This is a genomic window from Leifsonia shinshuensis (genome assembly GCF_013410375.1).
In the GTDB taxonomy this organism is placed as follows: domain Bacteria; phylum Actinomycetota; class Actinomycetes; order Actinomycetales; family Microbacteriaceae; genus Leifsonia; species Leifsonia shinshuensis.
In genome coordinates, this window is sequence record NZ_JACCFL010000001.1 from 733,163 (window position 1) to 757,145 (window position 23,983).

Below are 23,983 nucleotides of genomic sequence, written 5' to 3' on the forward strand. Positions count from 1 at the left end.
TTCGGGACGGAGGAGGGCGGCGGTCAGCGCCCGGTCAGCCGCTCCAGCAGTTCGCGGTAGCGGGCGGCCGTCCGCTCGACGACCTCCGCGGGGAGCTCGGGCGGCGTGCCCTGCTTGTCCCAGTTGGCGGAGAGCCAGTCGCGGACGATCTGCTTGTCGAAGCTGGCCATCCGCTCCGCCGGCGTCGCCGCCGTCGCGAAGACGCGGGCGTCCCAGTAGCGGCTGGAGTCGCTGGTGAGCACCTCGTCGGCCAGGGTGATCTCGCCGGTGGCGCGATCGGCGCCGAACTCGAACTTGGTGTCGGCGATGATGACGCCGTGCTCCTCGGCGATCGCCGCGCCGCGCGCATAGACCTCGAGGGACACCCGGCGGAGCTCCTCAGCGACCTCCGGGCCGACCAGCTCGACCGTGCGCTCGAAGCTGATGTTCTCGTCGTGCTCGCCGAGCGGGGCCTTCCACGCGGGCGTGTAGATCGGCTCCGGCAGGCGGTCGCCGTCCGTGAGCCCGGCGGGGAGCGGGACACCGCAGACGCTCTGCGTCCGCTGGTACTCGGCCCAGCCGCTGCCGGTCAGGTAGCCGCGCACCACGCACTCGATCGGGAACATGTCGAGCGGCTTCACGAGCATCGCACGGCCGGCGACCTCCGCGGGGATGCGCTCCACGACGCGGTCGCCGACGAGCTCGTGGTCGGGGATCAGGTGGTTGGCGACGCTCAGGCGGTCGAACCACCACAGGCTCAGCGTGGTGAGCAGCTCGCCCTTGCCCGGGATGCCCGGCTCCAGCACGTGGTCGAACGCGCTCACCCGGTCGGACGCCACGACGAGGACCGCGGAGGTGTCGTCCAGCCCGCTCGCCCCCTCGGGGACGTACAGGTCGCGGACCTTCCCGGAGTAGACGTGCTTCCAGCCTGCCAGTTCGCTCACCCGTCCATCGTAGGGGTCGCGCCGCGCGGCCATCGCTTCCTCACTTCCTCTCGCGACACGCCGCAGCGAGCGGGAGAAAGTGAGGAAGCGGTGGCTGCCGATCCGGGCCTCAGATCGTGCGGCCGCCATCGACGGCGAGGACGTCGCCGGTCACGTACGACGCCGCGGGGGAGGCGAGCCACGCGACCGCCGCGGCGACCTCCTGCGGTGTCCCCATCCGGCCGACGGGGACGTAGCCGCCGATCCGCTCCCGCGTCGCGTCGTCCAGCCGGAGGTTGCCGCCGGACAGGATCGGGCCCGGGGCGACCGCGTTGACCCGGATGCCCGACCGTGCCTCGTCCAGCGCCGCGGTGAGGGTCAGGCCGATCACGGCGTGCTTCGCCGCCGCGTACGCCGACATGCCGGGGGCGCCGCGGGTTCCGGCGGTGGAGGTGATGTTCACGATCGCCCGCGGGCCGGAGGAGGCGCGCAGGGCCCGCAGCTCCGCCCGCATCGCGACGGCGACGCTCCGGAAGTTCACGGCGAGCAGCTCGTCGAACAGCTCGGCAGGCATGTCCGCCAGCGGGACGGGCTGGTGGCCGCGGCCCACGTTGTTCACGGCGACGGAGAGCACGCCGAGCCCGGACGCCTCGGCGACCGCCGCCTCAAGTGCCGCGTCGTCTGTGGCGTCGAGCGGGAGGATCAGCGGGCACGCGACACCCGACCCGGTCAGCTCCTCCTGCAGCGGGCGGAGGGCATCGGCGTTCCGCGCGGCGGGCAGGATCGTCAGACCGTCGGCGCCGAGCGCCCGGCAGATCGCGTTGCCGATGGCCCCGTTCGCGCCGAGCACGAACGCGACGCGCGGCTCCGCGCTCGTGGCGGTGTGCGCGTCCTGTTCCGAGTCGCCGGTCGGTTTCCCACCCGCATCTGCGCGCCAGCCCGCGCCATCGACCCCGTCCGCCGCGCTCACGACCGCACCTCCTCGGGTGTCCTCCCGCGGTCCCGCACGTCGCGGCGATCGACCGGCAGCAGGAAGCCCGCGGCGATCAGCCAGGCCATGCCCGCGAAGCGCCCGATCGGGAGCAGGAACTGCAGCGGCTCGACGGCGAGGGACAGGAAGGAGAGCTCCGACAGCGCCGCCACGACCAGGCCCGCCCACGCCAGCCAGCGCGGCAGCAGCCCCAGGATGACGCCGGGCACGGCCATGCCCGCGATCAGCAGGCCCAGGCCGACGACGTAGCCGACGCCCCCGGCGACGAACGCCAGGAACGAGAACGCGAGCGCCAGCCGCGGGTCGGAGGTGAGCTCCGGCCGGCTGAGCAGGTAGCTGCCGAAGGCCGACACCATGAGCATGATCGACGCGGTGAGCCCTCCGGTGAAGCCGATCACCGGGCCGGGGACCCGGACGCCGAGCCGCTGCAGGCGGGCGAACGCGGTGGCCGCGTAGATCCCGAGCGGCACGGCCGACCCGAACTGCAGCATCGCGCCGACCCGGATGGCCGCCCCGTCGGCGTGGGCGTGCGCCGCAACGGCATCGGCGCCGGCGAACGGCGAGAGGAAGACGCCGGCCCCGGACAGGACGAAGCCGACGATCAGCGCGAGCAGGAACAGTCCCGCGTGGACGATCGCGAGGATGCCGAGAGGCGGCCCGCCCGAGCGGCGGCGGGAGATCGGCTGAATATCGTTCATAGTTGAAATGATTACACTGTGTAATCGTTACGCGCAAGCGCTATTCTGGATTCCGTGACGTCCACTCCCGAACGCGCCCGCCGTGGCGCCCCGCCGCGTACCGCGTTCCTGCTCGCCCAGGTCGGTGCGGAGGCCGCCGACCGTTTCGCCGAACGCGTCGCCGCGCTGGGGCTGACGCCGCGGGAGGCCGGTGCGATCCGGGTGCTCGGCAGGCGCCAGGGCCTCAGCCAGCGCGAGCTCGCCGAGCAGCTCGGCACGGTCCCGAGCCGGCTGGTCGCGCTCGTGGACGAACTCGAGGCGAAGGGGTTCGTCGTCCGCGAGCGCAGCGAGGGCGACCGGCGCAACAACGTGCTCACCCTCGCGCCCGACGGCGAGCGGATGCTGGCGCGGTTGCGGGAGGTCGCCGAGGCGCACCAGGGCGACGTGCTGTCCCCGCTCGACGACGACGAGCAGGTCGCTCTCGCGGCGCTGCTCGCGAAGCTCGCGGCCGCCTCCTCCTTCCCGCCCGACGGCCACCCCGGCTTCCGCCGCTGACCCCCTGGCCGGTCCCCCGGCTGTCATGCGCAACCGCCGAGTACGCCCGAATTCAGGCGAGAACCGCCGAGTACGCAGATAATCCGCGTACTCGGCGGTTGGTTCAGGCGAGCAGTTTGGCCTTGGCGGCGCTGAACTCCTCGTCGGAGAGGATCCCCTGCGAGTGCAGGGTGGCGAGCTGCTGGAGCTTCGCCATCATGTCGTCAGCGGGAGCCGCAGCCGGAGCCGCCGCCGGAGCCGCGGCCGCCTGTTGCGCGGCGGCCTGCTGAGCAGCCGCCTGCATCTGCGCCTGTTGCTGCTGCTCCTCGTACATCTGCTGCTCGTACTTGTCCTGTTCGCGCTGCGCCTGGCGGCGCTGCACGTTGCCCGACACCGCCGTCGCGGTGCCGGCCACCACGGCCGTGCGGGCCGCCATCCCGATCAGTCCCGGGCGTCCCATGCGTCCTAGAGGCATTTCCCCACTCCTCAGCTCTCGACCGACTCGACAGCGGCGTCGGACTCGACGTAGTCCTCGAACTCCCCGGCCACGACCGCGTTGACGACCGGCGCCGGGATGCGCTCGCTGTGGACCACGAGGCCGCCCGCCTGGAAGAACTTGCTGGCGAGGTCCTTCGCCCAGAGGTGCTCGATCACCAGGATCGCGCCGGTGGTGCCCGGCTCGATCAGCTCCGCGATCGAGTCCACGTCCTCGGCGCCCGCGAGACCGCCGGCGTCCAGGGTGATGTCCGCCATGCCGATCTCGTCGCCGATCTCCTCCAGCTCCACGATCTCGACCCCGCCGTCGGCGTGACGCATCACGAACACGAGGTCCAGGAGGCGGACCGTGCCGCTCTCCACGAGGTCGAGGATGGCCTGGACCACCCCGGGCGACGGTCTGTCGTTGTCGAACTGGGCGACGATGAACTCCGCCGGGCCGTACTCGAATTCAGCCATCTCACGCCTCCGTCAGCGGGCCCGTCCCGCTTTCACGGCAGACGATACACAGGCGTACTCAGCCCGGCAATGACTGATTTGAGGCCGACCGGCGGTGCGGAATGTGCACGGTCACATCCCTAGACTGGGAGCCTGCGGACACCGCCGTCGACGTCGAGAAGGGACCCTGGTGGGCGAGAAGAACTGGGCAGGAAACCACGAGTACCGGGGTCGGATCGCGCGCCCGACCAGCGTGGAGGAGCTCCGCGAGCTCGTGACGGGCGCGACGTCCGTGCGGGCGCTCGGCAGCAGGCACTCCTTCAACGACCTGGCCGACACCGACGGCCTCCTGGTCAGCACCGCCGGCCTCCCGGCGGGCATCCGCATCGACCCCGACGCGCGGACGGTGACCGTCGGCGGCGGCGTGCGCTACGGCGACCTCGCCCGCGAGCTGCAGGCGGCGGGCTGGGCGCTGCACAACCTGGCGTCGCTGCCGCACATCTCCGTCGCCGGCGCGATCGCGACCGCGACGCACGGCTCCGGCGACCGCAACGGCAACCTCTCCACCGCCGTGGCCGGGCTGCGCATCCTGACCGGGTCGGGGGAGCTCGTGGACATCGCCCGCGGCGACGCCGGGTTCGAGGGCGCGGCGGTGTCGCTCGGCGCGCTGGGCGTGGTGACGGAGGTCGTCCTCGACATCCGGCCGACCTTCGACGCGCGACAGCGGCTGTTCGGCGGCGTCCCGTGGGATGTCGTGATCGAACGCTTCGACGAGGTCACCTCGGTCGCGTACAGCGTGTCGCTCTTCACCACGTGGGACGAGGAGTCCGTCTCGCTCGCCTGGCTGAAGGAGCTGGACGGCGCCGCGACGACGATCGCCGACGACTTCTTCGGCGCACCCGCGCTCACCGAGGCCCGGCACATGATCGCCGCGATGGACGTCCGGAACACCACCGAGCAGCTCGGCGTGGTCGGCCCGTGGAGCGAGCGGCTCGCGCACTTCCGGTTCGAGTTCACGCCCTCCAACGGCGAGGAGATCCAGTCCGAGTACCTGGTGCCGCGGGCCCGTGCGGTGGAGGCCATCCAGGCGGTCCGCGCGCTCGCCCCGGTGATCGCGCCGCTGCTGCAGATCAGCGAGATCCGCACGGTCGCGGCCGACGACCTGTGGCTGTCGAGCGCGTACGGCACCGACGCGGTCGGCCTGCACTTCACGTGGTTCCGCGACCAGGCCGGCGTGGAGGCCGTGCTCCCGGCCCTGGAGGCCGCGCTGCTCCCGCTCGGCGCGCGCCCGCACTGGGGCAAGCTCTACCTCGACGTCGACGGCGTCGTCCCGTCGCTCTACCCCCGCCTCGACGACTTCCGCGCGCTGGCCGCGTCCTTCGACCCTGCGGGCCGCTTCCGCAACCCCTTCCTCACGCGCCTCCTCGCCTAACCCCGTTCCCCCTTCCCGCAGCCGCCGAGCACAGGAAAAACGTCGCGAATACTCCCGAGTCAGCGACGTTTTTCCTGTGCTCGCGGGCTGCGCGCACGGCGGGGTCAGGAGCGGGCGACGCGGGCGGCGATGTCGGTGCGGTACTGGGCGCCGGGGAGGTGGATGCGCGCGACCGCGTCGTAGGCGCGCTCGCGGGCCTCGTCGAAGCTCGTGCCGCGGGCGACGACGGAGAGGACGCGGCCTCCGGTCGCGAGCAGCGCGCCGGTGTCGGCGTCGAGCGCGGTCGCGGCGTGAGCGATCGTGACCTCCGGGACCTGCGCCGCCTCGTCCAGCCCGGTGATCGGCCGGCCGGTCTGCGGCGCCTCCGGGTAGCCCTCGCTGGCGAGCACCACGGTCACCGCGGTGTCGAGCGCGAACTCGGGGCGCGGCATCCCGGACAGCTCGCCGGTCGCCGCAGCGTAGAGCAGCGACGACAGCGGGGTCAGCAGCCGCGGCAGCACGACCTGGGTCTCCGGGTCGCCGAAGCGCGCGTTGAACTCGATGACGCGGATGCCCTTCGAAGTCACGATGAGCCCGCAGTAGAGGAGGCCGATGAACGGCGTCTGCTCGGCCGCCAGCTGCCGCACGGTCGGGAGGGCGATCGTGTCGATGACCTCGTCCACGAAGTTCTCCGGGAGCCAGGGGAGCGGCGAGTAGGCGCCCATCCCGCCGGTGTTCGGCCCGGCATCGCCGTCGAGGAGGCGCTTGTAGTCCTGCGCGGGGCTGAGCGGGAGGACGGTGTGGCCGTCGCTGACAAGGAATAGCGACACCTCCTCGCCGTCCAGGAACTCCTCGATCAGCACTCCGCCCTGCGCCAGGTAGTGGCGGGCGTGCTCGACGGCAGCGGCGCGGTCGGAGGTCACGATGACGCCCTTGCCCGCCGCGAGGCCGTCGGCCTTCACGACGTAGGGCGCGCCGAACTCATCCAGCGCGCGCTCGGCCTCGGCCAGGGTGCCAGCGCGGGCGGCGCGTCCGGTCGGGACGCCCGCCTCCTCCATGATCCGCTTCGCGAAGGTCTTCGAGCCCTCCAGCTGCGCGGCGGCGCGGCCGGGGCCGAACACCGGGATGCCGCGCGTGCGCAGCGGGTCGGCGACACCGGCGACGAGCGGAGCCTCCGGTCCGATCACGACGAGCTCGACGCCGTTCTCGATCGCGTACTCGGCGACGGCGGCGCCGTCCAGCGGGTCGAGACCCGGCTCGACCGGGACGTCGGCCGCGATCCCGGCGTTGCCCGGGGCCGCGACGATCGCGTGCCCGGCCTCCTCGGCCAGGAGCGCGGTGATGATGGCGTGCTCGCGGGCACCGGAACCGAGGACCAGAATCTTCACGCGACCCATGCTAGAGGGCGCGGCCGGCGCCGTCCGACCTGTGACGCCTCGGTGCGAGGATGGACGCATGGCCAGAGCGAAGATCACCGACGAGGTCGGCGGCGCGGCGGTCCGCGGCGCGCTCGCGGAGGGCGCCGACCGGAACACCACCGCCACCGCCGTGCGCTACCTCCTCCAGCTCCTGGCCGAGCGCGCCCCCGGCAACACCGTGGAGGTGCGGGTGCCGCCGTTCGGCGCCGTGCAGTGCATCCCCGGTCCGCGGCACACCCGCGGCACCCCGCCGAACGTGATCGAGACCGACGCGGCGACCTGGCTGGCCCTCGCCTCCGGGAGCCTCTCCTGGGACGCCGGCCTCGCCTCCGGATCCGTGCACGCCTCCGGCCAGCGCGCCACCCTCGAAGGCCTCCTCCCGCTCCGCTTCTGACGGGGCCCGCAGGCCGCTCCGCAGTGGGCGTCCGCTCAGGTGCGGTGCGAGAGAATGGACGCATGAGCTCGAACCCGGAGGAGTCCGCCGTGCCCGAAGAGGCGCACGCCGCCGACGCCGCCGCACCCGGGCACTCGGACGGCGCCGCCGCGCCCGCCGCTCCCGCCGCCGAGCCCGCTCCCGACCCCGAGGTCGACGCCACCGTCACGGAGGCCGAGGTGCGCGTGCACCGCTCGCCGCGCTACTTCCGCTTCATGCTCACCGGCGCCGTCGTCTTCGGCGTCATCGCGCTCATCCTCACCTACGCGTTCCCCGCGAACCCGACCTACGACCGCGGCCAGGTCTTCGGCTTCCTGCTGGCCATCTGCGCGACCATCGGCGTCGCCGTCGGCGCGCTGGTCGCCCTCCTGATCGACCGCGCGGTCACCCGCCGGGCGCGCACCGTGCAGGCGGATAGAATCGACGTGCGCCTTCCCGACACCGGCGCCGAACTCGACACCGAGGCCGGCGCGGAGCCGGGTCCCGATTCGGACGAGAAGAGCAACGGCTCGCGCCCGTCCGTCGACAGCTGAACATCCCGGAATTCCTCGAGAAAGGGGCCCGCTGTGGCCGGAGGCGACGGTCGTCTGAGTCATGATCTTCTGCCCGGTGAGAAGGGGCCGCAGGACGCCTGCGGCGTCTTCGGAGTGTGGGCGCCCGGCGAGGAGGTCGCCAAGCTCAGCTACTTCGGCCTCTACGCCCTGCAGCACCGCGGGCAGGAGTCCGCGGGCATCGCGACGAGCGACGGCAGCAAGATCCTCATCTACAAGGACATGGGCCTGGTCTCCCAGGTCTTCAACGAGAACGCGCTCAACTCGCTGACCGGCCACATCGCCGTCGGCCACACGCGCTACTCCACCACCGGGGCCTCCAGCTGGCAGAACGCGCAGCCGACCCTCGGCCGCACCTCCGGCGGCACCGTGGCGCTGGGCCACAACGGCAACCTGACCAACACCGCCGAGCTGATGCAGCTCGTGCACGACCGCTACCCGCAGCTCGACGGCGAGCTGTCCCGCGGCAACACGACCGACACCGCGGTGGTCACCGCGCTGCTCACCGGCGACCTCGACCACACGCTGGAGGCCACGGCCCTGGAGGTCCTGCCCCGGCTGCGCGGCGCCTTCTGCCTGGTCTTCATGGACGAGCACACCCTGTACGCGGCGCGCGACCCGCAGGGCGTCCGCCCGCTGGTGCTCGGCCGCCTGGAGCGCGGCTGGGTGGTCGCCTCCGAGACCGCCGCGCTCGACATCGTCGGCGCCAGCTTCGTGCGCGAGGTGGAGCCCGGCGAGCTGATCGCGATCGACGAGAACGGCCTCCGCACGCAGCGGTTCGCCGCCGAGAAGCGCGCCGGCTGCGTCTTCGAGTACGTCTACCTCGCCCGGCCCGACACCACCATCGCCGGCCGCGGCGTCTACGAGGCCCGCGTCGAGATGGGCCGCCAGCTCGCCCGCGAGCACGAGGTGGAGGCCGACCTGGTCATCCCGACGCCCGAGTCCGGCACCCCGGCGGCGATCGGCTACGCCCAGGCGTCCGGCATCCCGTTCGGCCAGGGCCTGGTCAAGAACTCCTACGTCGGCCGGACCTTCATCCAGCCGTCGCAGACCATCCGCCAGCGCGGCATCAAGCTCAAGCTGAACCCGCTCAAGGAGGTCATCAAGGGCAAGCGCCTCGTGGTGGTCGACGACTCGATCGTGCGCGGCAACACCCAGCGCGCGCTCGTCTCGATGCTGCGGGAGGCCGGCGCGGCCGAGGTGCATGTGCGCATCTCCAGCCCGCCCATCACCTGGCCCTGCTTCTACGGCATCGACTTCGCCTCCCGTGCCGAGCTGATCGCGACCGGCCTCGGCGTGGACGAGGTCCGTCAGTCGATCGGCGCCGACTCGCTCGGCTACCTGTCGGAGGACGGCATGATCGCCGCGACCGACCAGCCCCGCGAGCGTCTCTGCACCGCGTGCTTCACCGGGGTCTACCCGATCGAGCTGCCCGACGCGCACCACCTCGGCAAGAACCTCCTGGAGCGCCCGGGCGACGATGCCGTGGAGACCGCCGCCGAGCGCGCGGCCACCGTCACGGCGACCGACACCGGCGCCGACGCGACCAGCGACGGTTGCGAGCCCGGCCCCGACTCCGAGTACGAGCGCCTGATCGCCTACGGCGACCCCGGCCGCCAGGAGTAATCGCACCCCCGACCATCCGTTCCGGAGTTCTGCACGCTCTGCTCCGGCGTCTTGCGTGCAGAACTCCGGAACCGATGGCGTCGGCGACGACGGAGGCGCCCGGATACCATGGAGCAGTGACCGAGCCCACCGCATCCGCATCCTCGTCCTACGCCGCCGCCGGTGTCGACACCGCCGCCGGCGACCGCGCCGTCGAGCTGATGAAGGCGGCCGTCGCGCGCACGCAGGGCCCGCAGGTGCTGGGCGGCGTCGGCGGCTTCGCCGGCATGTTCGACGTGTCCGCGCTCAAGGACTTCCGGCGGCCGCTGCTGGCGACCTCCACCGACGGCGTCGGCACCAAGGTCGCCATCGCGCAGGCGCTGGACAAGCACGACACCATCGGCCAGGACCTGGTCGGGATGGTCGTGGACGACATCGTCGTGGTGGGCGCCCGCCCGCTGTTCATGACCGACTACATCGCGTGCGGCAAGGTCGTCCCCGAGCGGATCGCGGCGATCGTTGCCGGCATCGCCCGCGCCTGCGAGGCGACCGGCACGGCGCTCGTCGGCGGCGAGACGGCCGAGCACCCCGGCCTGCTCGGCCCGGACGACTATGACGTCGCGGGCGCGGCGGTCGGCGCGGTGGAGGCCGACGAACTGCTCGGCGCCGAGCGCGTCCGCGACGGCGACGTGGTGCTCGCGCTGGCGTCGTCGGGCATCCACTCCAACGGCTTCTCGCTTGTGCGCCACATCCTGGCCCAGCGCGGCATCGCCTTCACCGACCGGCTCGACGAGTTCGGCGGCACGGTCGGGGAGGCCCTGCTGGAGCCGACCCGCCTCTACACGTCGCCGCTGCTGGACGTGCTCGGCGCCCCGGAGTTCTCCGGCGCCGTCCACTCGCTCAGCCACGTCACCGGCGGCGGGATCGCGGCGAACCTCGCGCGCGTCCTCCCGGTCGGGTCGTGGGTGGAGGTCGACCGCGCGACCTGGTCGCCGACCCCGGTGTTCCGGGTGCTGAGCGACCTGGCCGGTAGCAGCCTGGAGTCGTCGGAGGGCACCTGGAACCTCGGCATCGGCATGTTCGCCGTGGTGGCCGCGGAGGCCGCAGACGCGATCGCGGCGACGATCACGGCCGGCGGCATCCCGACCTGGCGCGCCGGCGTCGTGTCGACGGCGGCACGCGACCTGGACGGCTTCGAGCAGGGCGCCAAGGGCGTCGACGGCGGCGCGGTCCGCCTGGTCGGCAGCTACGCGGGCTGACCGGCTCCCCCTCGCGCGCCGCTCCGGCGCCGCCACCGGAGGACTCCGGCCCTCCGCGCGCGCCGATCTCCTCCGCAGACTGCTTTCCGCGGGTCTGCGGCGGCGGATCTCCTCCGTTGGCGACGCCGGATGACGTGACCCCTTCGTGGACGCGCGAGCGGCCGCGGCCTCCCGCTAGAGTGGCCGCTGTGACCCCGCCTGCCAGCCTCCGCTCGGCGTGCGCGCTCGGGGTCGCGCTGATCGGTGTCGCGTTGACCGGAGGTCCGGCGCTCGCGGCCGTCGCGGCGCCCGGCCCGGCACCCGCAGCGACCTCGCCGGACCTCACGCCGATCGTCGACTGCGTGCAGGACGCGCCGCTCGGAGCGGTGACCTCCCGCACGGTCGTGCTCGGCTACCGCTCGGCCGCGACCGCTCCTGTGACGGTCGCCGCCGGCTCCGGCGCGAACGACCTGTCCGGCGTCGCGGACCGCGGGCAGCCGTCCACCTTCCAGCCGGGCGAGCACCACGGTGTCTGGCTGCTGACCGTCGATGCCGCGGCCGAGCCGTCGCTAACCTGGACGCTCGCCGGCCGGTCGGTGGCCGTCGACGCCACCGCTCCGGCGTGCACGGACGCGACCGCGGTCGCGATCAGCGCGCCCGCGACCGCCACCACCGGCGGGAGCATCGCCGTGACCGCGCTGGTCACCCGCTTCCTGCTCGCGCCCCCGGACACCGGTGCCGTGATCTTCGCGATCGACGGGACACCGGCACTGGCGGTGCCCGTCGGCCCCGGCGGTGTCGCGCGCGCCGACCTCCCGGCGCCCGCCGCCGGCCCGCACACCGTCACCGCGGCGTTCGCCCCCGCCACCGGCTCCACCCTCCGCCCCGCGACGGCCGCCGCGACGCTCACGGTCGCCGCGGCCTCCGGTCCGCTGGCCGTGGTGACCGACAGTGTCGTCGCGGGGAGCACCTCCGTCCGTGTCAGTGTGACCCGCACGGTCGCGTCCGGCCCGGCCACGGTGGACTTCGCGACGCTCGACGGCACGGCCCACGCCGGGACCGACTACGCGGCGGCCTCCGGGACGCTGGCGCTCGCCGACGGCCAGGACACCGCGACCACGACCGTGAGCCTGCCGGCCCGGGCGCCCGGCTCGCCCGCGTCCGTCTTCTTCGTCGTGCTGAAGCACGCGACGGTGGATGTCGCCGGCGCCGTCGCGGTCGTCTCCCTCCCGGCGGTGCCCGCAGCGCCGCTGCCGGCGGTGACCGCGGGAGGCGCGGGCGGCGGAGGGACGGCCGGACCGGCCTCCGCCCTGCCGCAGCATGACCCGACCTCGCAGTCCCCGGTCGTCGCCGCTCCGGTCGGGCAGGACCTCCTGCTCCTCCTCGGCGCCGCGCTGATCACGGCCGGCGGCATCGCGGGCGTCATCGGCCTCGTCCGTTCCGTCCGCGCGCGCGACGCCCTGTCCTGACCGGAGCGAGCTCCACAACACCGGCGTGCCGCACCGAGCGACGGCGCCTCCGCACATGACAAACGTCACCCCCAGGTCCTGACGCAGGCCCTGCGCGCTCCCTCCGGCGCCCCGGCACGCTGAGAGCGTGAACCAGTCACCAGCCATCCGCCTCAGCGGCCTCCGCAAGACGTTCGGGTCGCTCACCGCCGTCGACGGCGTGGACCTCACCGTCCGCACCGGCGAGGTCATCGCCCTGCTCGGCCCCAACGGCGCGGGCAAGTCCACCACCATCGACCTCGCGCTCGGCCTCGCCCGCCCGACCGCGGGAACCGCCGAGCTGTTCGGCGGCGACCCGCGCCGCGCCATCCGCGAGGGGAGGGTCGGCGCGATGCTGCAGGGCGGCGCGCTCCTGCCCACCCTCACCGTCGCCGAGTCGGTGGCGCTCGTCGCCTCCGCGCACAAGCACCCGCTCAGCGTGGCCGAGGCGCTCGAACGCGCCCGCTGCACCGAGATCGCGAAGCAGCGCGTCTCCAAGCTGTCCGGCGGCCAGATGCAGCGCGCACGGTTCGCCGTCGCCGTGGTGTCGAACCCCGACCTGCTGTTCCTGGACGAGCCGACCGCCGCGATGGACGTGGAGGCCCGGCGCATTTCTGGCTCTCGATGCGGGAGTTCACCGACCAGGGCCGCACGGTCGTGTTCGCGACGCACTACCTCGACGAGGCCGACGCCTACGCCGACCGGATCGTCATGCTCGCCCGCGGCCGGGTCGTCGCCGACGGGACGCCGGCCGAGGTGAAGGCCGTGGTGTCCGGCCGCCGGATCGCCGCGACCGCCGGCTTCGCGTGGACGCCCGCGGTCGCCGACGAGCTCGCCGCCCTCCCCGGCGTCCGCAGCGTCGACCAGCGCGCCGGCCGGCTCTCGATCGTCAGCGACGACTCGGACGCCACCCTCCGCGCCCTCCTCGCCGCGCACGACGACCTCCACGACATCGAGGTCACCGCGCACACGATGGACGACGCGTTCCTCGCCCTCACCGAGTCCCGCGACGACGCGGCGCACGACGCGCAGTCGGCGCAGCAGCAGCCGCAGCAGTCCCAGCCCGAAGGAGCCCTCCGATGAGCATCGCCTACCTGGGGCGCGAGTCCCTCCGCCAGCTCAAGAACATGCGCGCGATGATCTTCACCCTCGCCGTCCCGCTCGTCATGCTGCTCGCCTTCGGCGGGACGTTCGGCGGCCGCGGGCAGGTCGACGCCGTCACGCACCTCCCGTGGATCGTCGTCACGACCATCCAGGTGTCCGCGTACGGCGGGATGATGGCCGCCCTGTCGCAGGACTTCAACATCGTCACCGAGCGCTCGCTCGGCTGGAACCGCCAGCTGCGGGTCACCCCGCTGACCGGCACGGGCTACCTGGTCTCCAAGCTGGTCGCGGCCCTGGCGCTCGCGCTGCTCAGCATCGTCGTGATCGTCGGGGTCGCGATCATGCTGTACCACCCCGACCTGTCGGCGGCGAGCTGGCTGCTGGCATGCCTGGCGATCTGGGCCGGCGTCGTGCCGTTCGCCCTGCTCGGGATCCTGATCGGCCAGTTCGCCAAGCCGGAGTTCGCGCAGCCGCTCTTCATGGCGGTCTTCATGGGGATGGCGGTGCTGGGCGGACTGTGGATCCCGCTGCAGATCTTCCCCGCCTGGGTCGCGAACGTCGCCCAGGCCGTGCCGTCCTACTGGCTCAACCGGGTGGGCCAGCTCGGCGCGCTGCAGAGCGGCGACGCCCTCACGCCCGCCCTCGTGCTGACCGCGTGGACGCTCGCCCTCGGTGCGCTGATCGTCTGGCGCTACCGCCGCGACGCGGCGCGGGGCTGAGCCGCGGGCGACCGGCCACGGCTGGCTAGGGTAGGGACGTGTTCAGCAGCGAGGTCGACGAGTACCGGCCCACCGGGGTGTGGGCGCGGCTGACCCATCGGTCCGCCTACCGCTGGTATCCGGGCGCGGCGATCGGCCTGCTCTATCAGATCTCCGTGCTGGGCGGTCTGTGGGCGTCGTCCGGCGCCCTGGCCACCAAGATCGTCGCGACCGTGCTGCTGGCCATCGTCTACGTCGGGTTCCTCGCCCTCCCACCGATCCTGTGGTGGGAGAGCGAGCGCACGCGACTCGTCGGGGTGTTCGCGTACTTCGCGCTGACGCTGACGCTCATCCCGTTCGCCGGCGTCGACACGCTCTGGACCTGGGTCTACGTCGCGTGCGTCGCCGGGATGTCGATCGCGCGGACCTGGGTCGCGAACACGATCATCGGCAGCCTCGGCGCGGTGCAGCTGATCGTGCTCCTGCTCACGGGGACGTTCGGGGAGGCGTGGTACATCGCGCTCATCACGGTGTCGATCGGCATCATGATGAGCGCGTTCGCCCGCCAGATCGACACCCTCCGCCGGCTGCGGAACGCGCAGGGCGAGATCGCCCGGCTCGCCGTCGTGGACGAGCGCGCGCGGTTCTCCCGCGACATGCACGACGTGCTCGGCCACTCGCTGACGGTCGTGACGGTCAAGTCGGAGCTGGCGCGCCGGCTCATCCCCGTCGACCCGCACCGGGCGGAGGAGGAGCTCGCCGACATCGAGCGACTGACGCGCTCGGCGCTCGCCGACCTCCGGGCCGCCGTCGCCGGGTACCGCGAGATGAGCCTCTCGACGGAGCTGGCCGCGGCGCAGGCGGGCCTCGCCGCCGCGGACATCCAGGCGCACCTGCCTCGGAACGGCGAGGACGTCGCTCCGGAGCTGCGCGAGCTGTTCGGCTGGGTGCTGCGGGAGGGCGTGACCAACGTGATCCGCCACTCCGGTTCGCGCAACTGCTGGGTGACAGTCGAGCCGGACGCCCTCCGGATCGAGGACGACGGCCGCGGCCCTGCCCCGCTGGGCGCCGAGCGCCGCGAACTGGTGCACGGGTCGGGCATCGCGGGGCTGGCCGACCGGGCGAAGGAGTTCGGCGCCGCGGTCACCGTGGAGGCGGGACCGCGCGGGGGCACGCTGCTGACGGTGAGGAGAATGGCGTGACCATCCGGCTGCTGCTCGCGGACGACCAGGCGCTCGTTCGCGGGGCGCTCGCCGCGCTCCTCGACCTGGAGGCCGACCTGGAGGTGGTGGCCCAGGTGGGCCGCGGCGACGAAGTGCTGGACGCGGCGCGCGCGTCGTCCGCCGACGTGGCGCTGCTCGACGTGGAGATGCCCGGCCTCGACGGCATCCAGGTCGCCGCCGAGCTCGCGCGCGCCTTCCCGTCCTGCCGGTCGCTGATCGTCACGACGTTCGGCCGCCCGGGCTACCTGCGGCGGGCGATGGAGGCCGGGGCGTCCGGGTTCATCGTGAAGGACACACCCTCCGGCCAGCTCGCCGACGCGGTCCGCCGGGTGGCGTCGGGGCTGCGCGTCGTCGATCCGGCACTCGCCGCGGAGTCGCTGGCGTCGGGGGCGTCACCGCTCACCATGCGGGAGGCCGAGGTGCTCGCCGTCGCCGGCCAGGGCGGCACCATCACCGACATCGCGCGCCGCCTCCACCTCAGCGACGGGACGGTGCGCAACCACCTGTCCAGCGCGATCGGCAAGACGGGCGCCCGCAACCGCTCCGAGGCGGTCGCGATCGCGACGCGTCAGGGGTGGCTGTGACGGGGTGGGACCCGCGTTCGGGTGATCGCAGGGATGACGGTCGCGCTCAGGCGCGCTTCGGCGTCTCGGACTCGCTGTCCTCGTACTCGTCCTCGTCGGCGGCGTCGTACCCTTCGGTCTCGTCGTCGCCGTCCGGGTCGTAGTCGGCCCACGCGTCGTACTGGCGCTCGTCGTCGTGGTGGGAATGTCCGGTGAGCTCACGCTCGAGCGCGTCGTAGTTGACGTTCGGGCTGAACGACTTCAACTGACGAGCGATCTTGGTGTGCTTTGCCTTTTGACGGCCGCGCCCCATGCGTGACCCCCTTTTGATCCTGCCCGGGGAATGGCACCCGGGGATCCAACAGAAATAGTGAAAACTAGCGTCGAGTTTAGCATGGTGACCCCTATGGACCCCGAGTTCCCGCACAGCGTCGGATGATGGAATGAGCGCGTGATCAGTGGCATGACCGACACCCAGGTGGTGATCGTCGGCGCCGGGCAGGCCGGGCTGGCGGTCGCCTACTACCTGCGCCGGTTCGAGCTGACGCCGGGCGAGGATTTCGTCGTCCTGGACCGCGGCCCCGGCACCGGAGGGGCGTGGCAGCACCGCTGGGACGCCCTGCGGCTGGGCAGCGCCCACCACGTGAACGACCTCCCGGGAATGGCGGAGCTGGGGCTCAGCTTCGACACCGCCGATCGGTCGCTCCCGGCCAAGGACATCGTCGCCGGCTACTACCGCCGCTACGAGGAGCACTACGGGCTCCAGGTGCAGCGGCCGGTGACCGTCTCGCGGGTCTACGACCGCGGTGCGGACCTGGTGGTCGCGCACGACCACGGCGAGACCAGGACCCGGGTCGTGGTGAACGCGTCCGGGACCTGGGGCGCTCCGTTCATCCCGTGGTATCCGGGGATGAACGACTTCGCGGGACGCCACCTGCACACGTCGTCGTACGTGTCGGCGGAGGAGCTGGCCGGGCAGTCGGTCGTGGTCGTCGGCGGCGGCACGAGCGCGATCGGCTTCCTGCTGGAGCTGGAGGGCGTCGCGGGCAGCCTGACCTGGGCGACCCGGCGGCCGGTGGACTTCCGCGACGAGTCCGAGCTCACGATCGAGGGCGGTGTCGCCGCGGTCTCCGCGCAGGACGCGGCGGCGCGCGCGGGCCTGGCGCTGCCGAGCATCGTCAGCGGCACGGGGGTGCCGCGCACCCGGCGGATCGCCGCCGGGATCGAGCGCGGCCTGCTGGTGGAGCGCGAGATGTTCTCACGTATCGAGCGCGACCGCGTGGTCTGGGCGGACGGCTCGACCGCGCCGGCCGACGCGATCATCTGGGCGACCGGGTTCCGGCCCGAGCTGCGTCACCTGGCCCCGCTCAAGCTGCGCGAGAAGGCCGGCGGCCTGACCGTCGCCTCCGGTGCGTCCTGGCAGGACTCGCGGATCTTCCTGGCCGGCTACGGCCCGCAGGCGAGCACGATCGGCGCGAACCGCGCCGGCCGCGTCATCGCGCGGCAGATCATGGCGCAGATTTAGCGCATCCTTCGCCGCCCGCGCCGACATTCGCGCCGAATGTCGAATCCGGCCGCCCGAAAGCCGCGATTCGTGCCGAATGTGGGTGCCCGCGGAGAGGTGGGGGTGGGGTCGACATTCGCGCCGAATGTCGAATCCGCCCGACCGAAAGCCGCGATTCGTGCCGAATGTGGGTGCCCGCAGCGAGGTGGGGGTGGGGCCGACATTCGCGCCGAATGTGGGCTTTCGCGGGGCGAAAGCCGCGATTCGTGCCGAATGTGGAGACCGCCTGCCAGGCGCGCAAGGGACCGCGATTCGTGCCGAATGTCGACTTTCGCGGGGCGAGAGCCGACATTCGGCACGAATCGCGCGGCTACACCTCCAGGTCGCGGCGCGCGCCCGCGAAGCGGAGGCCGCTGACGCGGATGCTGCCCGCCCCCGGGGTGGGGCGCACGTCGAGCTCCCCCGCCTGCGCGTCGGCCCGGAGGCCGAGGCGGGCGGACAGCACCGCGACGGCCGCCGCCGCGGACCAGGCCTGCGGGCGGCACGCCGCCGGGTACGGGATCGGCGCGCTGGTCTGCTCGGCGGAGTCACCGGAGTGCAGTTCCGGCATCCGGTAGCCGAAGCCGTCCGCCGCGGCGAGCAGGCCGTCCGCGAGGAGGTCGGCCTCCGCCGCGTGGCCGTCGCGCGACAGCCCGACAATCGCGATCGCGGTGTCGTGCGCCCACACCGAGCCGCCGTGGTAGCTGAGCGGCCAGTAGCCGCCGGAGTCGGTCGACATGGTGCGGAGGCCGTAGCCGGAGGACAACTCGGGCGACGCCAGGCGGCGCGCGATGAGCTCCGACTGCTCGGGGGTGAGGATGCCGGTGCCGAGCAGGTGGCCGATGTTGCTGGTCACCGTGTCGACCTTGCGCTTGGCGGCGTCCAGCGCGACGGCGGGGTAGGCGCCTGCGGGGTCGTCGATCCAGAACGCGGCGCCGAAGCGGCTCTTCAGCTCCGCCGCCCAGGCGCGCCACTCGTCGCCACCGTCCAGGCCGAACGCGTCGAGCAGCTCGGCGCCGCCGACCGCGGCCTCGTAGGCGTAGCCCTGCACTTCGCAGAGCGCGATCGGGCCGTCCGCGAGCGTGCCGTCCTTCCACTGGATGGAGTCGCCCGAGTCCTTCCAGCCCTGGTTGGCGAGACCGTGGCCGGTGGTGTCGACGTACTCGAGGAATCCGTCGCCGTCGCTGTCGCCGTAGTCGCGCATCCAGGCGAGCGCCGCCTGCATCGCCGGGAGCAGCTCGCGCACCTCGTCGTCCGCCATCCCCCACTTCCACGCGTCGTGGAGCAGGCCGATCCAGAGCGCGGTCGCGTCGACGGTGCCGTAGTACAGCGGCGGGAGCACGACACCCTCGCCCGGGATGGTGAGCTCGGCCGGCCGCAGCTCGTGCATGATCTTGCCTGGCTGCTCGGCGGTCGCGCCGACGTTCTCGGTGCCCTGGAAGTGGGCGAGGACGCGCAGCGTGGAGGCGGCGAGGTCGGTCCCGAGCGGCAGCAGCAGACGCGCGGCCCAGAGCGAGTCGCGCCCGAACAGCGTGAAGAACCAGGGAGCGCCGGCCGCGAGGAAGGTGTCGTCCGGCCGGGCCGTGGTGGACATGCGGAGCGACTGGAGGTCCGTGAGCGCCCGGTCGAGCCAGGAGGACAGCCGCGAGTCGCCGGTGGCCGCGCGGAACGCTGCCCAGTCGGCGGACGGCTCCGCGCCCGCGACGACGGCCGTCGGGTCGTCGACGTCGACCGCCCACTCCACGACGGCCTGACCGTTCGCGGGGACCTCGACCTCCCAGCGGAGCGTCGCGTCCTGGCCGTCGACGGCGACGTGCGCGCCGGCGGCCCGGAGCCGGGCGGTCACCCGCCCGGAGCGGAAGACCACGCCCGCGTCGGCGCCCTGGGTGGCGGCGACCTCCGTGGAGACCGGATGCTCGGCGCCGGTCAGCCCGGCCTTCACCGTCTGCATGGGGGTGAAGTCGCCGCGGACCGCCACCTCGACGGTCGTCGCGATCGGGGAGCGGAGGGCGTTGCGCAGCACGATCCGCTCCCGCAGGCTCCCCGCCGCGACCGTGCGCGTGCGGTCCAGCCGGACGCGGGGGTCTGCCGTGGCATCGTCGATCCGCCGGGCCAGCGCGGTGAAGACCGCGTTCGCCGCGTCGGGGCCGGCGGTGGCGATGTGCTCGGGCAGCTCGCCGCCGACGGTCAGGAGGATGCGGTCGAGCACCCGGAGGTCCGAGTGGTAGAACCCGTGGATCCCGCTGCCGTCGACGGTGCCGTCCGCGGCGGACCAGGCTTGGCTGGGCGCGGTGAGCACCACGACGCTGTCGTGCAGCAGGGGTTGGAGCGGCTGGGTCATCGTGGCGTTCGCGCCTCCTCGATCGTGGATGGTGTGGGGGATGGGGAAGTCGTGTGGGATGGAGGCATCGCTGCGGACTCGATGGGGGCGTCCGGGGTGGGGGACACGGGGGCGCCGTTCGGCGAGGTGATCGAGACTGCGGCGTCCGAGGCACGGGACGCGCCGTCGCCGACCGGCGACGCCGCCAGGACCGTGGTCTCGCGAGCGGCGAGGCCCGCTGCCGGTTCGAGGAGCGGCGGCAGCAGCCGCGGCTCGATCCGCGTCTCGCTCACCCCCGTCGTCCCGCCGGCCTCCGTGCGCTGCACGCGCCAGACGGTCGCGCCTTGGCGCTCCGACACCACATCCACCAGCGTCGTGCCCTGGTAGACGAGACCGGTCCCCTCCTCGAGCGCGTAGCCGCCGGGCAGCTCACCCGACGCGACTCCCGCCTGATGGGCGGGCCGCCGGCGTGGATCGGAGTCGTAGTGGACCGCGAGTGATCCCGGCACCAGTCCGAGGCCGTCGGGCAGCGCCGAGATGTCTGGTCCGCGGGACGCCGTGGTTCCGCCCTCGTGCCAGCACAGCGCTCCGGCCGAGCCGCCGGCCAGCACGACGCCGCGCTGCCAGGCCTCCCGGAGGATCTCGTCGAGCCCGTGCGCGCGCCAGACCGCCAGCAGGTTGAGCAGGCTCCCGCCGCTGACCCACACGACGTCCTGGGCGAGAACGTGCGCGCGGAGGTCGGGGATGTTCGGGTGCGGGAAGAAGCGCACGTGGCTGGCGTCGACGCCCGCGGCGCGCGCGGCTTCCAGCTCGGCGCCTTCGACGTGCCGCTGGTCGCCGCCGGCCGTGTTGATGTGCGTCACCCGAGGGCGGCGGCCGACGACCTGCGCCAGCTCGATCGCGTGGTGCAGCAGCGGCCCGTAGAGCGAGTCGGTCCAGTCGCCGGCGACGAGGCCGCCGCAGGTGGCCAGGACCGTGGGGGCGATGGCCGTCACTCCTTCACCGCTCCCTCGCTGGAGTTCATGATCCGGCGCTGGAAGATGAAGAACAGCACGGCGACCGGGATGGTCATGATCGCGGCGGCCGCGAGCTTGATCGGGTACTGGCTGCCCTGGCTGAGCTGCCCGCTCGCGAGCCCGGCGACGCCCTTGGTCAGGGTGGTGAGCGACGGGTCCTGCGTCGAGATGATGAAGTGCGCCAGCTCGTTCCAGGATCCCTGGAAGGACAGGATGATGATCGTGATGAGCGCCGGCCGCGCCATCGGCAGCACGATCGACCAGAACACCCGGAAGGTTCCGGCGCCGTCGATGCGCGCCTGCTCCTCGACGCTGGCCGGGATGGACTCGAAGAACCCCTTCATGATGAAGACGCCGGCCGCGTCGGTGAGCAGCGGCAGGATCATGCCGGTGTACGAGTCGTACATGCCGAGCTGGTTGATGACGAGGAACTTCGGGATGAGCAGCACGACCATGGGCACGGACATCACCGCGACCAGCGCTGCGAACACGAACCCGCGCCCGCGGAAGTGCAGCCGGGCGAGGGCGTAGCCGGCGAGGGAGTTGAAGAACACGCGGCCGAGGGTCACGAACACCGTGACGATCGCCGAGTTCATGAACCAGATCGGGAAGTCCGAGTTGACGAACAGCTTCGTGTAGGCCGCCGTCGTCCACACCTGGGGGATGAGCGACACCGGGTTGGCCGTCGCGTCGGCGTCGGTCTTGAACGACGTCGCCACCTGGATGAGGAACGGCATGATGTACACGACCGCGAGCACGACGAGGATCGCGTAGCTGACGGACGTGGCCGCGATGCTGCCGGTGGTGCGGCGGCGTCGGCGCGCCGGTCGCGGAGCGGAGGCGCCCGGCGACGTCGTGGCCGACGCGGCGACCGTTGAGGTGGCGGTCATCCGAGGCCTCCCTTCATGGCGGAGCCGGACGAGTTGCTCGGCGCGGTCGCGGCGATCACCATCGCGTCGTAGGGCCGCATGCGCCGCTTGGAGACCGTGCGCTCGCGCAGCACCCAGCGCTGGAAGATCGTGAACAGCACGATGATGACGAACAGGATGAAGGCGATCGCGGCGCCCTGGCCCCACTCCTGGTTGGTGAACGAGGTCTGGTACGAGAGGTACGCCGGCGTCAGCGTGGTCTTGCTCGGCGCGCCCTTGCTGCCGGTGTAGATCTGGTCGAAGACCTGCCAGCAGCCGATCAAGCCGAGGGTCAGGACGGTGAAGAGCGTCGGCCGCAGCTGCGGGAGCGTGATGCGCCAGAACCGCTGCCAGCCGTTGGCGCCGTCCATCATGGCGGCCTCGGTGATGTCGCCGCCGAGGTTCTGCAGGGCCGCGATGAACAGCAGCATGAAGGTGCCGCTCGTGGTGAACACGGCCATGATGATGTACGCGGTCATCGCGACGGACGGCCCGCCCAGCCAGTCCCACCAGGAGACGCCGAGCAGCGTGTTCTGGGTGAGGGCGGCGGGGCCCGTGCTGACGCCGAACACGCCGAGCAGGTTGTGGATGATCCCGCTCGGGTCGTTGAACCAGTTCGGTCCGTTCACGCCGAACCAGGAGAGCACCTTGTTCACCGCGCCGGAGGTGCTGAACAGGAACAGCCACAGCACGGTGATGGCGACCGAGCTGGTCACCGACGGGAAGTAGAAGGCGGTGCGGAAGAAGCCGCGCCCGCGCAGGACGGCCCGGTTGACGAGCACCGCGAGGAAGAGCGCGACCGCGGTCTGGATCGGGACGACCAGCACCACGTACCAGGCGTTGTTCTTCAGCGCCATGCCGAAGTCCTGCTCCGCGAGCCCGCCGCCCGCCAGCAGGGTCGTGTAGTTCTTGAGCCCGACGAAGTTCACGTCGGAGGAGAAGGGGCTGCCGCGCCCTCCCCAGTCGGAGAAGCTGACCCACAGCGCCATGAGCACCGGGATGACGAGGAACACGCCGAGCAGCAGGATGACCGGGGCGGTGAACAACCACCCCGAGGCGGCCTCGCCGCGCCGGATTCCGGAACGGCGAGACCGACTCGTGGCTTGCGACATGGTGGCTGCAATCCTTACTTCAGCGCTTCGAGGTTCTTCTGCGTGGCGTCGAGGATCGTCTTCGGGTCGCTCGTGGCCAGCGTCTCCAGCTTGCTGTTGAGGTCGGTCACGACGTCGGCAGCGCCCTTGGCGGTCGGCACGCCCTTGGCGTAGTCGGCGGCGTTGAGGAACGGGACGAGGTCGGGGTTGGCCGACTTCCACTCGCTCGCGGCGGACTTGATCGACGGCATCGGGCCGAACGCCTTGGAGAAGGCGAGCTGGTCGTCCTTGCTGGTCAGCTGCTCGACGAGCTTGAGGGCGGCGGCCTGGTTGGGGCTGTCGGCGGCGATGCCCCAGCAGTTGGTGAACTGGAGGGTGCCCTTGCCGGCGGGGCCGGCCGGGAGCTCGGCGACCTGGTACTTGACGTTCGGGTAGTCGGACTTCATGGCGCCGGTGATCCAGTTGCCCTCGATGGTCATCGCGGCCAGGCCCTTGCCGAACGCCTCGCCGCCCCAGCCCGCTCCGAGGTTCTTGGCGTACTTGAGGTCGCCCGCGTTGAGCATCTGCTTGACGAAGTCGAGCGCCTTGACGTTGGCGTCGCTGTTGGCGGTCGCCTTGGTGCTGTCGTCGTTCATCAGGTTGCCGCCCGCCTGCACCATGAAGGAGCCGATGCGCGCGTACTCGCCCGAGATGCCGAGGCCGACGTGGCCGGCCGCGGTGAGCTTCTTGGCGACGGCCTCGAGCTGGTCCCAGGTCTTGGGGATGTCGCTGTCGGTCAGGCCGGCGGCGCTCCACATGTCCTTGTTGATGATGAGCTGGAGGGTGGAGAAGTCCTTCGGCGCGCAGTAGAACTTGCCGTCGTAAGTGAAGGACTTGACCAGGCTCGGGTAGAAGTCGCTCTTGTTGGCGAGCTGGTCGCCGTACGCGAGCAGCGAGCCGTTGGAGGCGTAGCCGGCGAGCGCGTCGGTCGAGAGGTAGAACACATCCGCCGGCTTCTTGGCGGCGAAGCCCTGCGAGAGCTGCTGGTTGAGGTCGCTCGCGGCCACGACGTTGGCCGTGGTGCCCGAGCTCTTCGACCAGTCGCCGACGGCGGACTTGACCGCGGCCGTCTCGGCGTCGCCGGACGAGCCGATCATGACCGTGAGCGCCTTGTTCGACGAGGTCAGCTTGCCGGTGTCGCTGCTGCCGCTGCCGCCGAAGCCGGAGCCGCAGGCGGTGAGGGCGAGGGCGGCCGCGGCGGCGACGGCGCCGCCCGCGAGCCAGCGGGATGTGATTCTTCGCATGTGTTTCTCTCCTTGGTGTGAGTGTGCCCGAACGGCCGGGCCGACGCGGTCGGG

Annotated in this window: 25 protein-coding genes; 13 read left to right on the plus strand and 12 right to left on the minus strand. The window is 72.5% G+C overall.

Annotated features, from left to right (window positions below; all coding sequences use genetic code 11):
• Positions 1-23: 23 nt before the first annotated feature.
• From HNR13_RS03665 to HNR13_RS03675, 3 genes are all read right to left on the minus strand, one after another.
• On the minus strand, positions 24-956 hold the full coding sequence (locus tag HNR13_RS03665; protein ID WP_179604497.1) for a phosphoribosylaminoimidazolesuccinocarboxamide synthase: 933 nt from the start codon (positions 954-956) through the stop codon (positions 24-26).
• A gap of 76 nt (positions 957-1,032) precedes the next feature.
• Complete coding sequence (locus HNR13_RS03670; RefSeq protein WP_179604498.1) at positions 1,033-1,872, minus strand: SDR family oxidoreductase; 840 nt, start codon at positions 1,870-1,872, stop codon at positions 1,033-1,035.
• Positions 1,869-2,591 carry a hypothetical protein gene (locus HNR13_RS03675; protein ID WP_179604499.1) on the minus strand — a complete coding sequence of 241 codons (723 nt, stop codon included), beginning with the start codon at positions 2,589-2,591 and terminating at the stop codon, positions 1,869-1,871. The genes HNR13_RS03670 and HNR13_RS03675 overlap by 4 nt, the downstream gene beginning before the upstream one ends.
• Before the next feature lie 54 nt (positions 2,592-2,645).
• On the opposite strand from HNR13_RS03675, the gene HNR13_RS03680 reads away from it, so the two are divergent.
• On the plus strand, positions 2,646-3,125 hold the full coding sequence (locus HNR13_RS03680; RefSeq protein ID WP_179604500.1) for a MarR family transcriptional regulator: 480 nt from the start codon (positions 2,646-2,648) through the stop codon (positions 3,123-3,125).
• Between the two features lie 103 nt (positions 3,126-3,228).
• Here the strand turns inward: HNR13_RS03680 and HNR13_RS03685 are convergent, their stop codons facing one another.
• Positions 3,229-3,564: an SHOCT domain-containing protein gene (locus HNR13_RS03685; protein WP_179604501.1), complete on the minus strand. Its 336-nt coding sequence runs from the start codon at positions 3,562-3,564 to the stop codon at positions 3,229-3,231.
• A gap of 26 nt (positions 3,565-3,590) precedes the next feature.
• Positions 3,591-4,058 (minus strand): DUF6325 family protein, encoded by a 468-nt coding sequence (locus tag HNR13_RS03690; protein WP_179604502.1) that lies wholly within the window; start codon positions 4,056-4,058, stop codon positions 3,591-3,593.
• Positions 4,059-4,227: 169 nt separating this feature from the next.
• On the opposite strand from HNR13_RS03690, the gene HNR13_RS03695 reads away from it, so the two are divergent.
• Positions 4,228-5,469 carry an FAD-binding protein gene (locus tag HNR13_RS03695; RefSeq protein ID WP_179604503.1) on the plus strand — a complete coding sequence of 414 codons (1,242 nt, stop codon included), beginning with the start codon at positions 4,228-4,230 and terminating at the stop codon, positions 5,467-5,469.
• Positions 5,470-5,573: 104 nt separating this feature from the next.
• On the opposite strand, the gene purD is transcribed toward HNR13_RS03695, so the two are convergent.
• Positions 5,574-6,836: a phosphoribosylamine--glycine ligase gene (purD, locus tag HNR13_RS03700; protein ID WP_179604504.1), complete on the minus strand. Its 1,263-nt coding sequence runs from the start codon at positions 6,834-6,836 to the stop codon at positions 5,574-5,576.
• A gap of 67 nt (positions 6,837-6,903) precedes the next feature.
• On the opposite strand from purD, the gene HNR13_RS03705 reads away from it, so the two are divergent.
• From HNR13_RS03705 to HNR13_RS03745, 10 genes are all read left to right on the plus strand, one after another.
• On the plus strand, positions 6,904-7,260 hold the full coding sequence (locus tag HNR13_RS03705) for a sterol carrier family protein (protein ID WP_179604505.1): 357 nt from the start codon (positions 6,904-6,906) through the stop codon (positions 7,258-7,260).
• A 62-nt stretch (positions 7,261-7,322) separates the two neighbouring features.
• Entirely contained in the window at positions 7,323-7,832 is a 510-nt protein-coding gene (locus tag HNR13_RS03710) for a hypothetical protein (RefSeq protein ID WP_218881160.1), read from the plus strand.
• 33 nt (positions 7,833-7,865) lie between these two features.
• Positions 7,866-9,476, plus strand: coding sequence for an amidophosphoribosyltransferase (gene purF / locus HNR13_RS03715; RefSeq protein WP_179604507.1), 1,611 nt, complete (start codon positions 7,866-7,868; stop codon positions 9,474-9,476).
• 74 nt (positions 9,477-9,550) lie between these two features.
• Entirely contained in the window at positions 9,551-10,714 is a 1,164-nt protein-coding gene (gene purM / locus HNR13_RS03720) for a phosphoribosylformylglycinamidine cyclo-ligase (protein ID WP_179604508.1), read from the plus strand.
• A 188-nt stretch (positions 10,715-10,902) separates the two neighbouring features.
• On the plus strand, positions 10,903-12,162 hold the full coding sequence (locus HNR13_RS03725) for a Calx-beta domain-containing protein (RefSeq protein WP_179604509.1): 1,260 nt from the start codon (positions 10,903-10,905) through the stop codon (positions 12,160-12,162).
• A gap of 127 nt (positions 12,163-12,289) precedes the next feature.
• Positions 12,290-12,940: an ABC transporter ATP-binding protein gene (locus HNR13_RS03730; RefSeq protein ID WP_343063446.1), complete on the plus strand. Its 651-nt coding sequence runs from the start codon at positions 12,290-12,292 to the stop codon at positions 12,938-12,940.
• Positions 12,838-13,263 (plus strand): ATP-binding cassette domain-containing protein, encoded by a 426-nt coding sequence (locus tag HNR13_RS21975; RefSeq protein WP_343063447.1) that lies wholly within the window; start codon positions 12,838-12,840, stop codon positions 13,261-13,263. The genes HNR13_RS03730 and HNR13_RS21975 overlap by 103 nt, the downstream gene beginning before the upstream one ends.
• Positions 13,260-14,003, plus strand: coding sequence for an ABC transporter permease (locus tag HNR13_RS03735; RefSeq protein ID WP_179604510.1), 744 nt, complete (start codon positions 13,260-13,262; stop codon positions 14,001-14,003). Before HNR13_RS21975 ends, HNR13_RS03735 begins: the two co-directional genes overlap by 4 nt.
• Before the next feature lie 38 nt (positions 14,004-14,041).
• On the plus strand, positions 14,042-15,184 hold the full coding sequence (locus HNR13_RS03740; protein ID WP_179604511.1) for a histidine kinase: 1,143 nt from the start codon (positions 14,042-14,044) through the stop codon (positions 15,182-15,184).
• Positions 15,181-15,789, plus strand: a complete 609-nt coding sequence (locus HNR13_RS03745) for a response regulator (RefSeq protein WP_179604512.1) — start codon at positions 15,181-15,183, stop codon at positions 15,787-15,789. Before HNR13_RS03740 ends, HNR13_RS03745 begins: the two co-directional genes overlap by 4 nt.
• 46 nt (positions 15,790-15,835) lie before the next feature.
• Here the strand turns inward: HNR13_RS03745 and HNR13_RS03750 are convergent, their stop codons facing one another.
• A complete protein-coding gene (locus HNR13_RS03750) occupies positions 15,836-16,033 on the minus strand; it encodes a DUF3073 family protein (RefSeq protein WP_382313385.1) in 198 nt (65 codons plus the stop codon).
• Between the two features lie 198 nt (positions 16,034-16,231).
• Between HNR13_RS03750 and HNR13_RS03755 the strand changes: the two genes are divergently transcribed.
• A complete protein-coding gene (locus HNR13_RS03755) occupies positions 16,232-17,293 on the plus strand; it encodes an NAD(P)-binding domain-containing protein (protein WP_179604514.1) in 1,062 nt (353 codons plus the stop codon).
• A 349-nt stretch (positions 17,294-17,642) separates the two neighbouring features.
• On the opposite strand, the gene HNR13_RS03760 is transcribed toward HNR13_RS03755, so the two are convergent.
• From HNR13_RS03760 to HNR13_RS03780, 5 genes are read right to left on the minus strand one after another with little or no spacing between them, the layout of a single operon-like run.
• Positions 17,643-19,652: a glycogen debranching N-terminal domain-containing protein gene (locus HNR13_RS03760; RefSeq protein WP_179604515.1), complete on the minus strand. Its 2,010-nt coding sequence runs from the start codon at positions 19,650-19,652 to the stop codon at positions 17,643-17,645.
• The gene (locus tag HNR13_RS03765) at positions 19,649-20,626 is read right to left on the minus strand and encodes a Type 1 glutamine amidotransferase-like domain-containing protein (protein ID WP_343063448.1); all 978 of its coding nucleotides are present in this window, start codon (positions 20,624-20,626) and stop codon (positions 19,649-19,651) included. Before HNR13_RS03765 ends, HNR13_RS03760 begins: the two co-directional genes overlap by 4 nt.
• Complete coding sequence (locus HNR13_RS03770; protein ID WP_179604516.1) at positions 20,623-21,537, minus strand: carbohydrate ABC transporter permease; 915 nt, start codon at positions 21,535-21,537, stop codon at positions 20,623-20,625. Before HNR13_RS03770 ends, HNR13_RS03765 begins: the two co-directional genes overlap by 4 nt.
• Positions 21,534-22,667 carry a carbohydrate ABC transporter permease gene (locus tag HNR13_RS03775; protein ID WP_179604517.1) on the minus strand — a complete coding sequence of 378 codons (1,134 nt, stop codon included), beginning with the start codon at positions 22,665-22,667 and terminating at the stop codon, positions 21,534-21,536. The genes HNR13_RS03770 and HNR13_RS03775 overlap by 4 nt, the downstream gene beginning before the upstream one ends.
• A 14-nt stretch (positions 22,668-22,681) precedes the next feature.
• Positions 22,682-23,929: a sugar ABC transporter substrate-binding protein gene (locus tag HNR13_RS03780; RefSeq protein WP_179604518.1), complete on the minus strand. Its 1,248-nt coding sequence runs from the start codon at positions 23,927-23,929 to the stop codon at positions 22,682-22,684.
• Positions 23,930-23,983 lie beyond the last annotated feature (54 nt).

What these genes read in the sequence shown, in the direction of transcription:
- HNR13_RS03665 (WP_179604497.1), bottom strand. Translation starts at nt 956, where the DNA reads ATGGCCGCGCGGCGCGACCCCTACGATGGACGGGTGAGCGAACTGGCA.
- HNR13_RS03675 (WP_179604499.1), bottom strand. Translation starts at nt 2,591, where the DNA reads ATGAACGATATTCAGCCGATCTCCCGCCGCCGCTCGGGCGGGCCGCCT.
- HNR13_RS03685 (WP_179604501.1), bottom strand. Translation starts at nt 3,564, where the DNA reads ATGGGACGCCCGGGACTGATCGGGATGGCGGCCCGCACGGCCGTGGTG.
- HNR13_RS03690 (WP_179604502.1), bottom strand. Translation starts at nt 4,058, where the DNA reads ATGGCTGAATTCGAGTACGGCCCGGCGGAGTTCATCGTCGCCCAGTTC.
- HNR13_RS03705 (WP_179604505.1), top strand. Translation starts at nt 6,904, where the DNA reads ATGGCCAGAGCGAAGATCACCGACGAGGTCGGCGGCGCGGCGGTCCGC.
- HNR13_RS03710 (WP_218881160.1), top strand. Translation starts at nt 7,323, where the DNA reads ATGAGCTCGAACCCGGAGGAGTCCGCCGTGCCCGAAGAGGCGCACGCC.
- purM (WP_179604508.1), top strand. Translation starts at nt 9,551, where the DNA reads ATGGCGTCGGCGACGACGGAGGCGCCCGGATACCATGGAGCAGTGACC.
- HNR13_RS03735 (WP_179604510.1), top strand. Translation starts at nt 13,260, where the DNA reads ATGAGCATCGCCTACCTGGGGCGCGAGTCCCTCCGCCAGCTCAAGAAC.
- HNR13_RS03755 (WP_179604514.1), top strand. Translation starts at nt 16,232, where the DNA reads ATGACCGACACCCAGGTGGTGATCGTCGGCGCCGGGCAGGCCGGGCTG.
- HNR13_RS03760 (WP_179604515.1), bottom strand. Translation starts at nt 19,652, where the DNA reads ATGACCCAGCCGCTCCAACCCCTGCTGCACGACAGCGTCGTGGTGCTC.
- HNR13_RS03770 (WP_179604516.1), bottom strand. Translation starts at nt 21,537, where the DNA reads ATGACCGCCACCTCAACGGTCGCCGCGTCGGCCACGACGTCGCCGGGC.
- HNR13_RS03775 (WP_179604517.1), bottom strand. Translation starts at nt 22,667, where the DNA reads ATGTCGCAAGCCACGAGTCGGTCTCGCCGTTCCGGAATCCGGCGCGGC.
- HNR13_RS03780 (WP_179604518.1), bottom strand. Translation starts at nt 23,929, where the DNA reads ATGCGAAGAATCACATCCCGCTGGCTCGCGGGCGGCGCCGTCGCCGCC.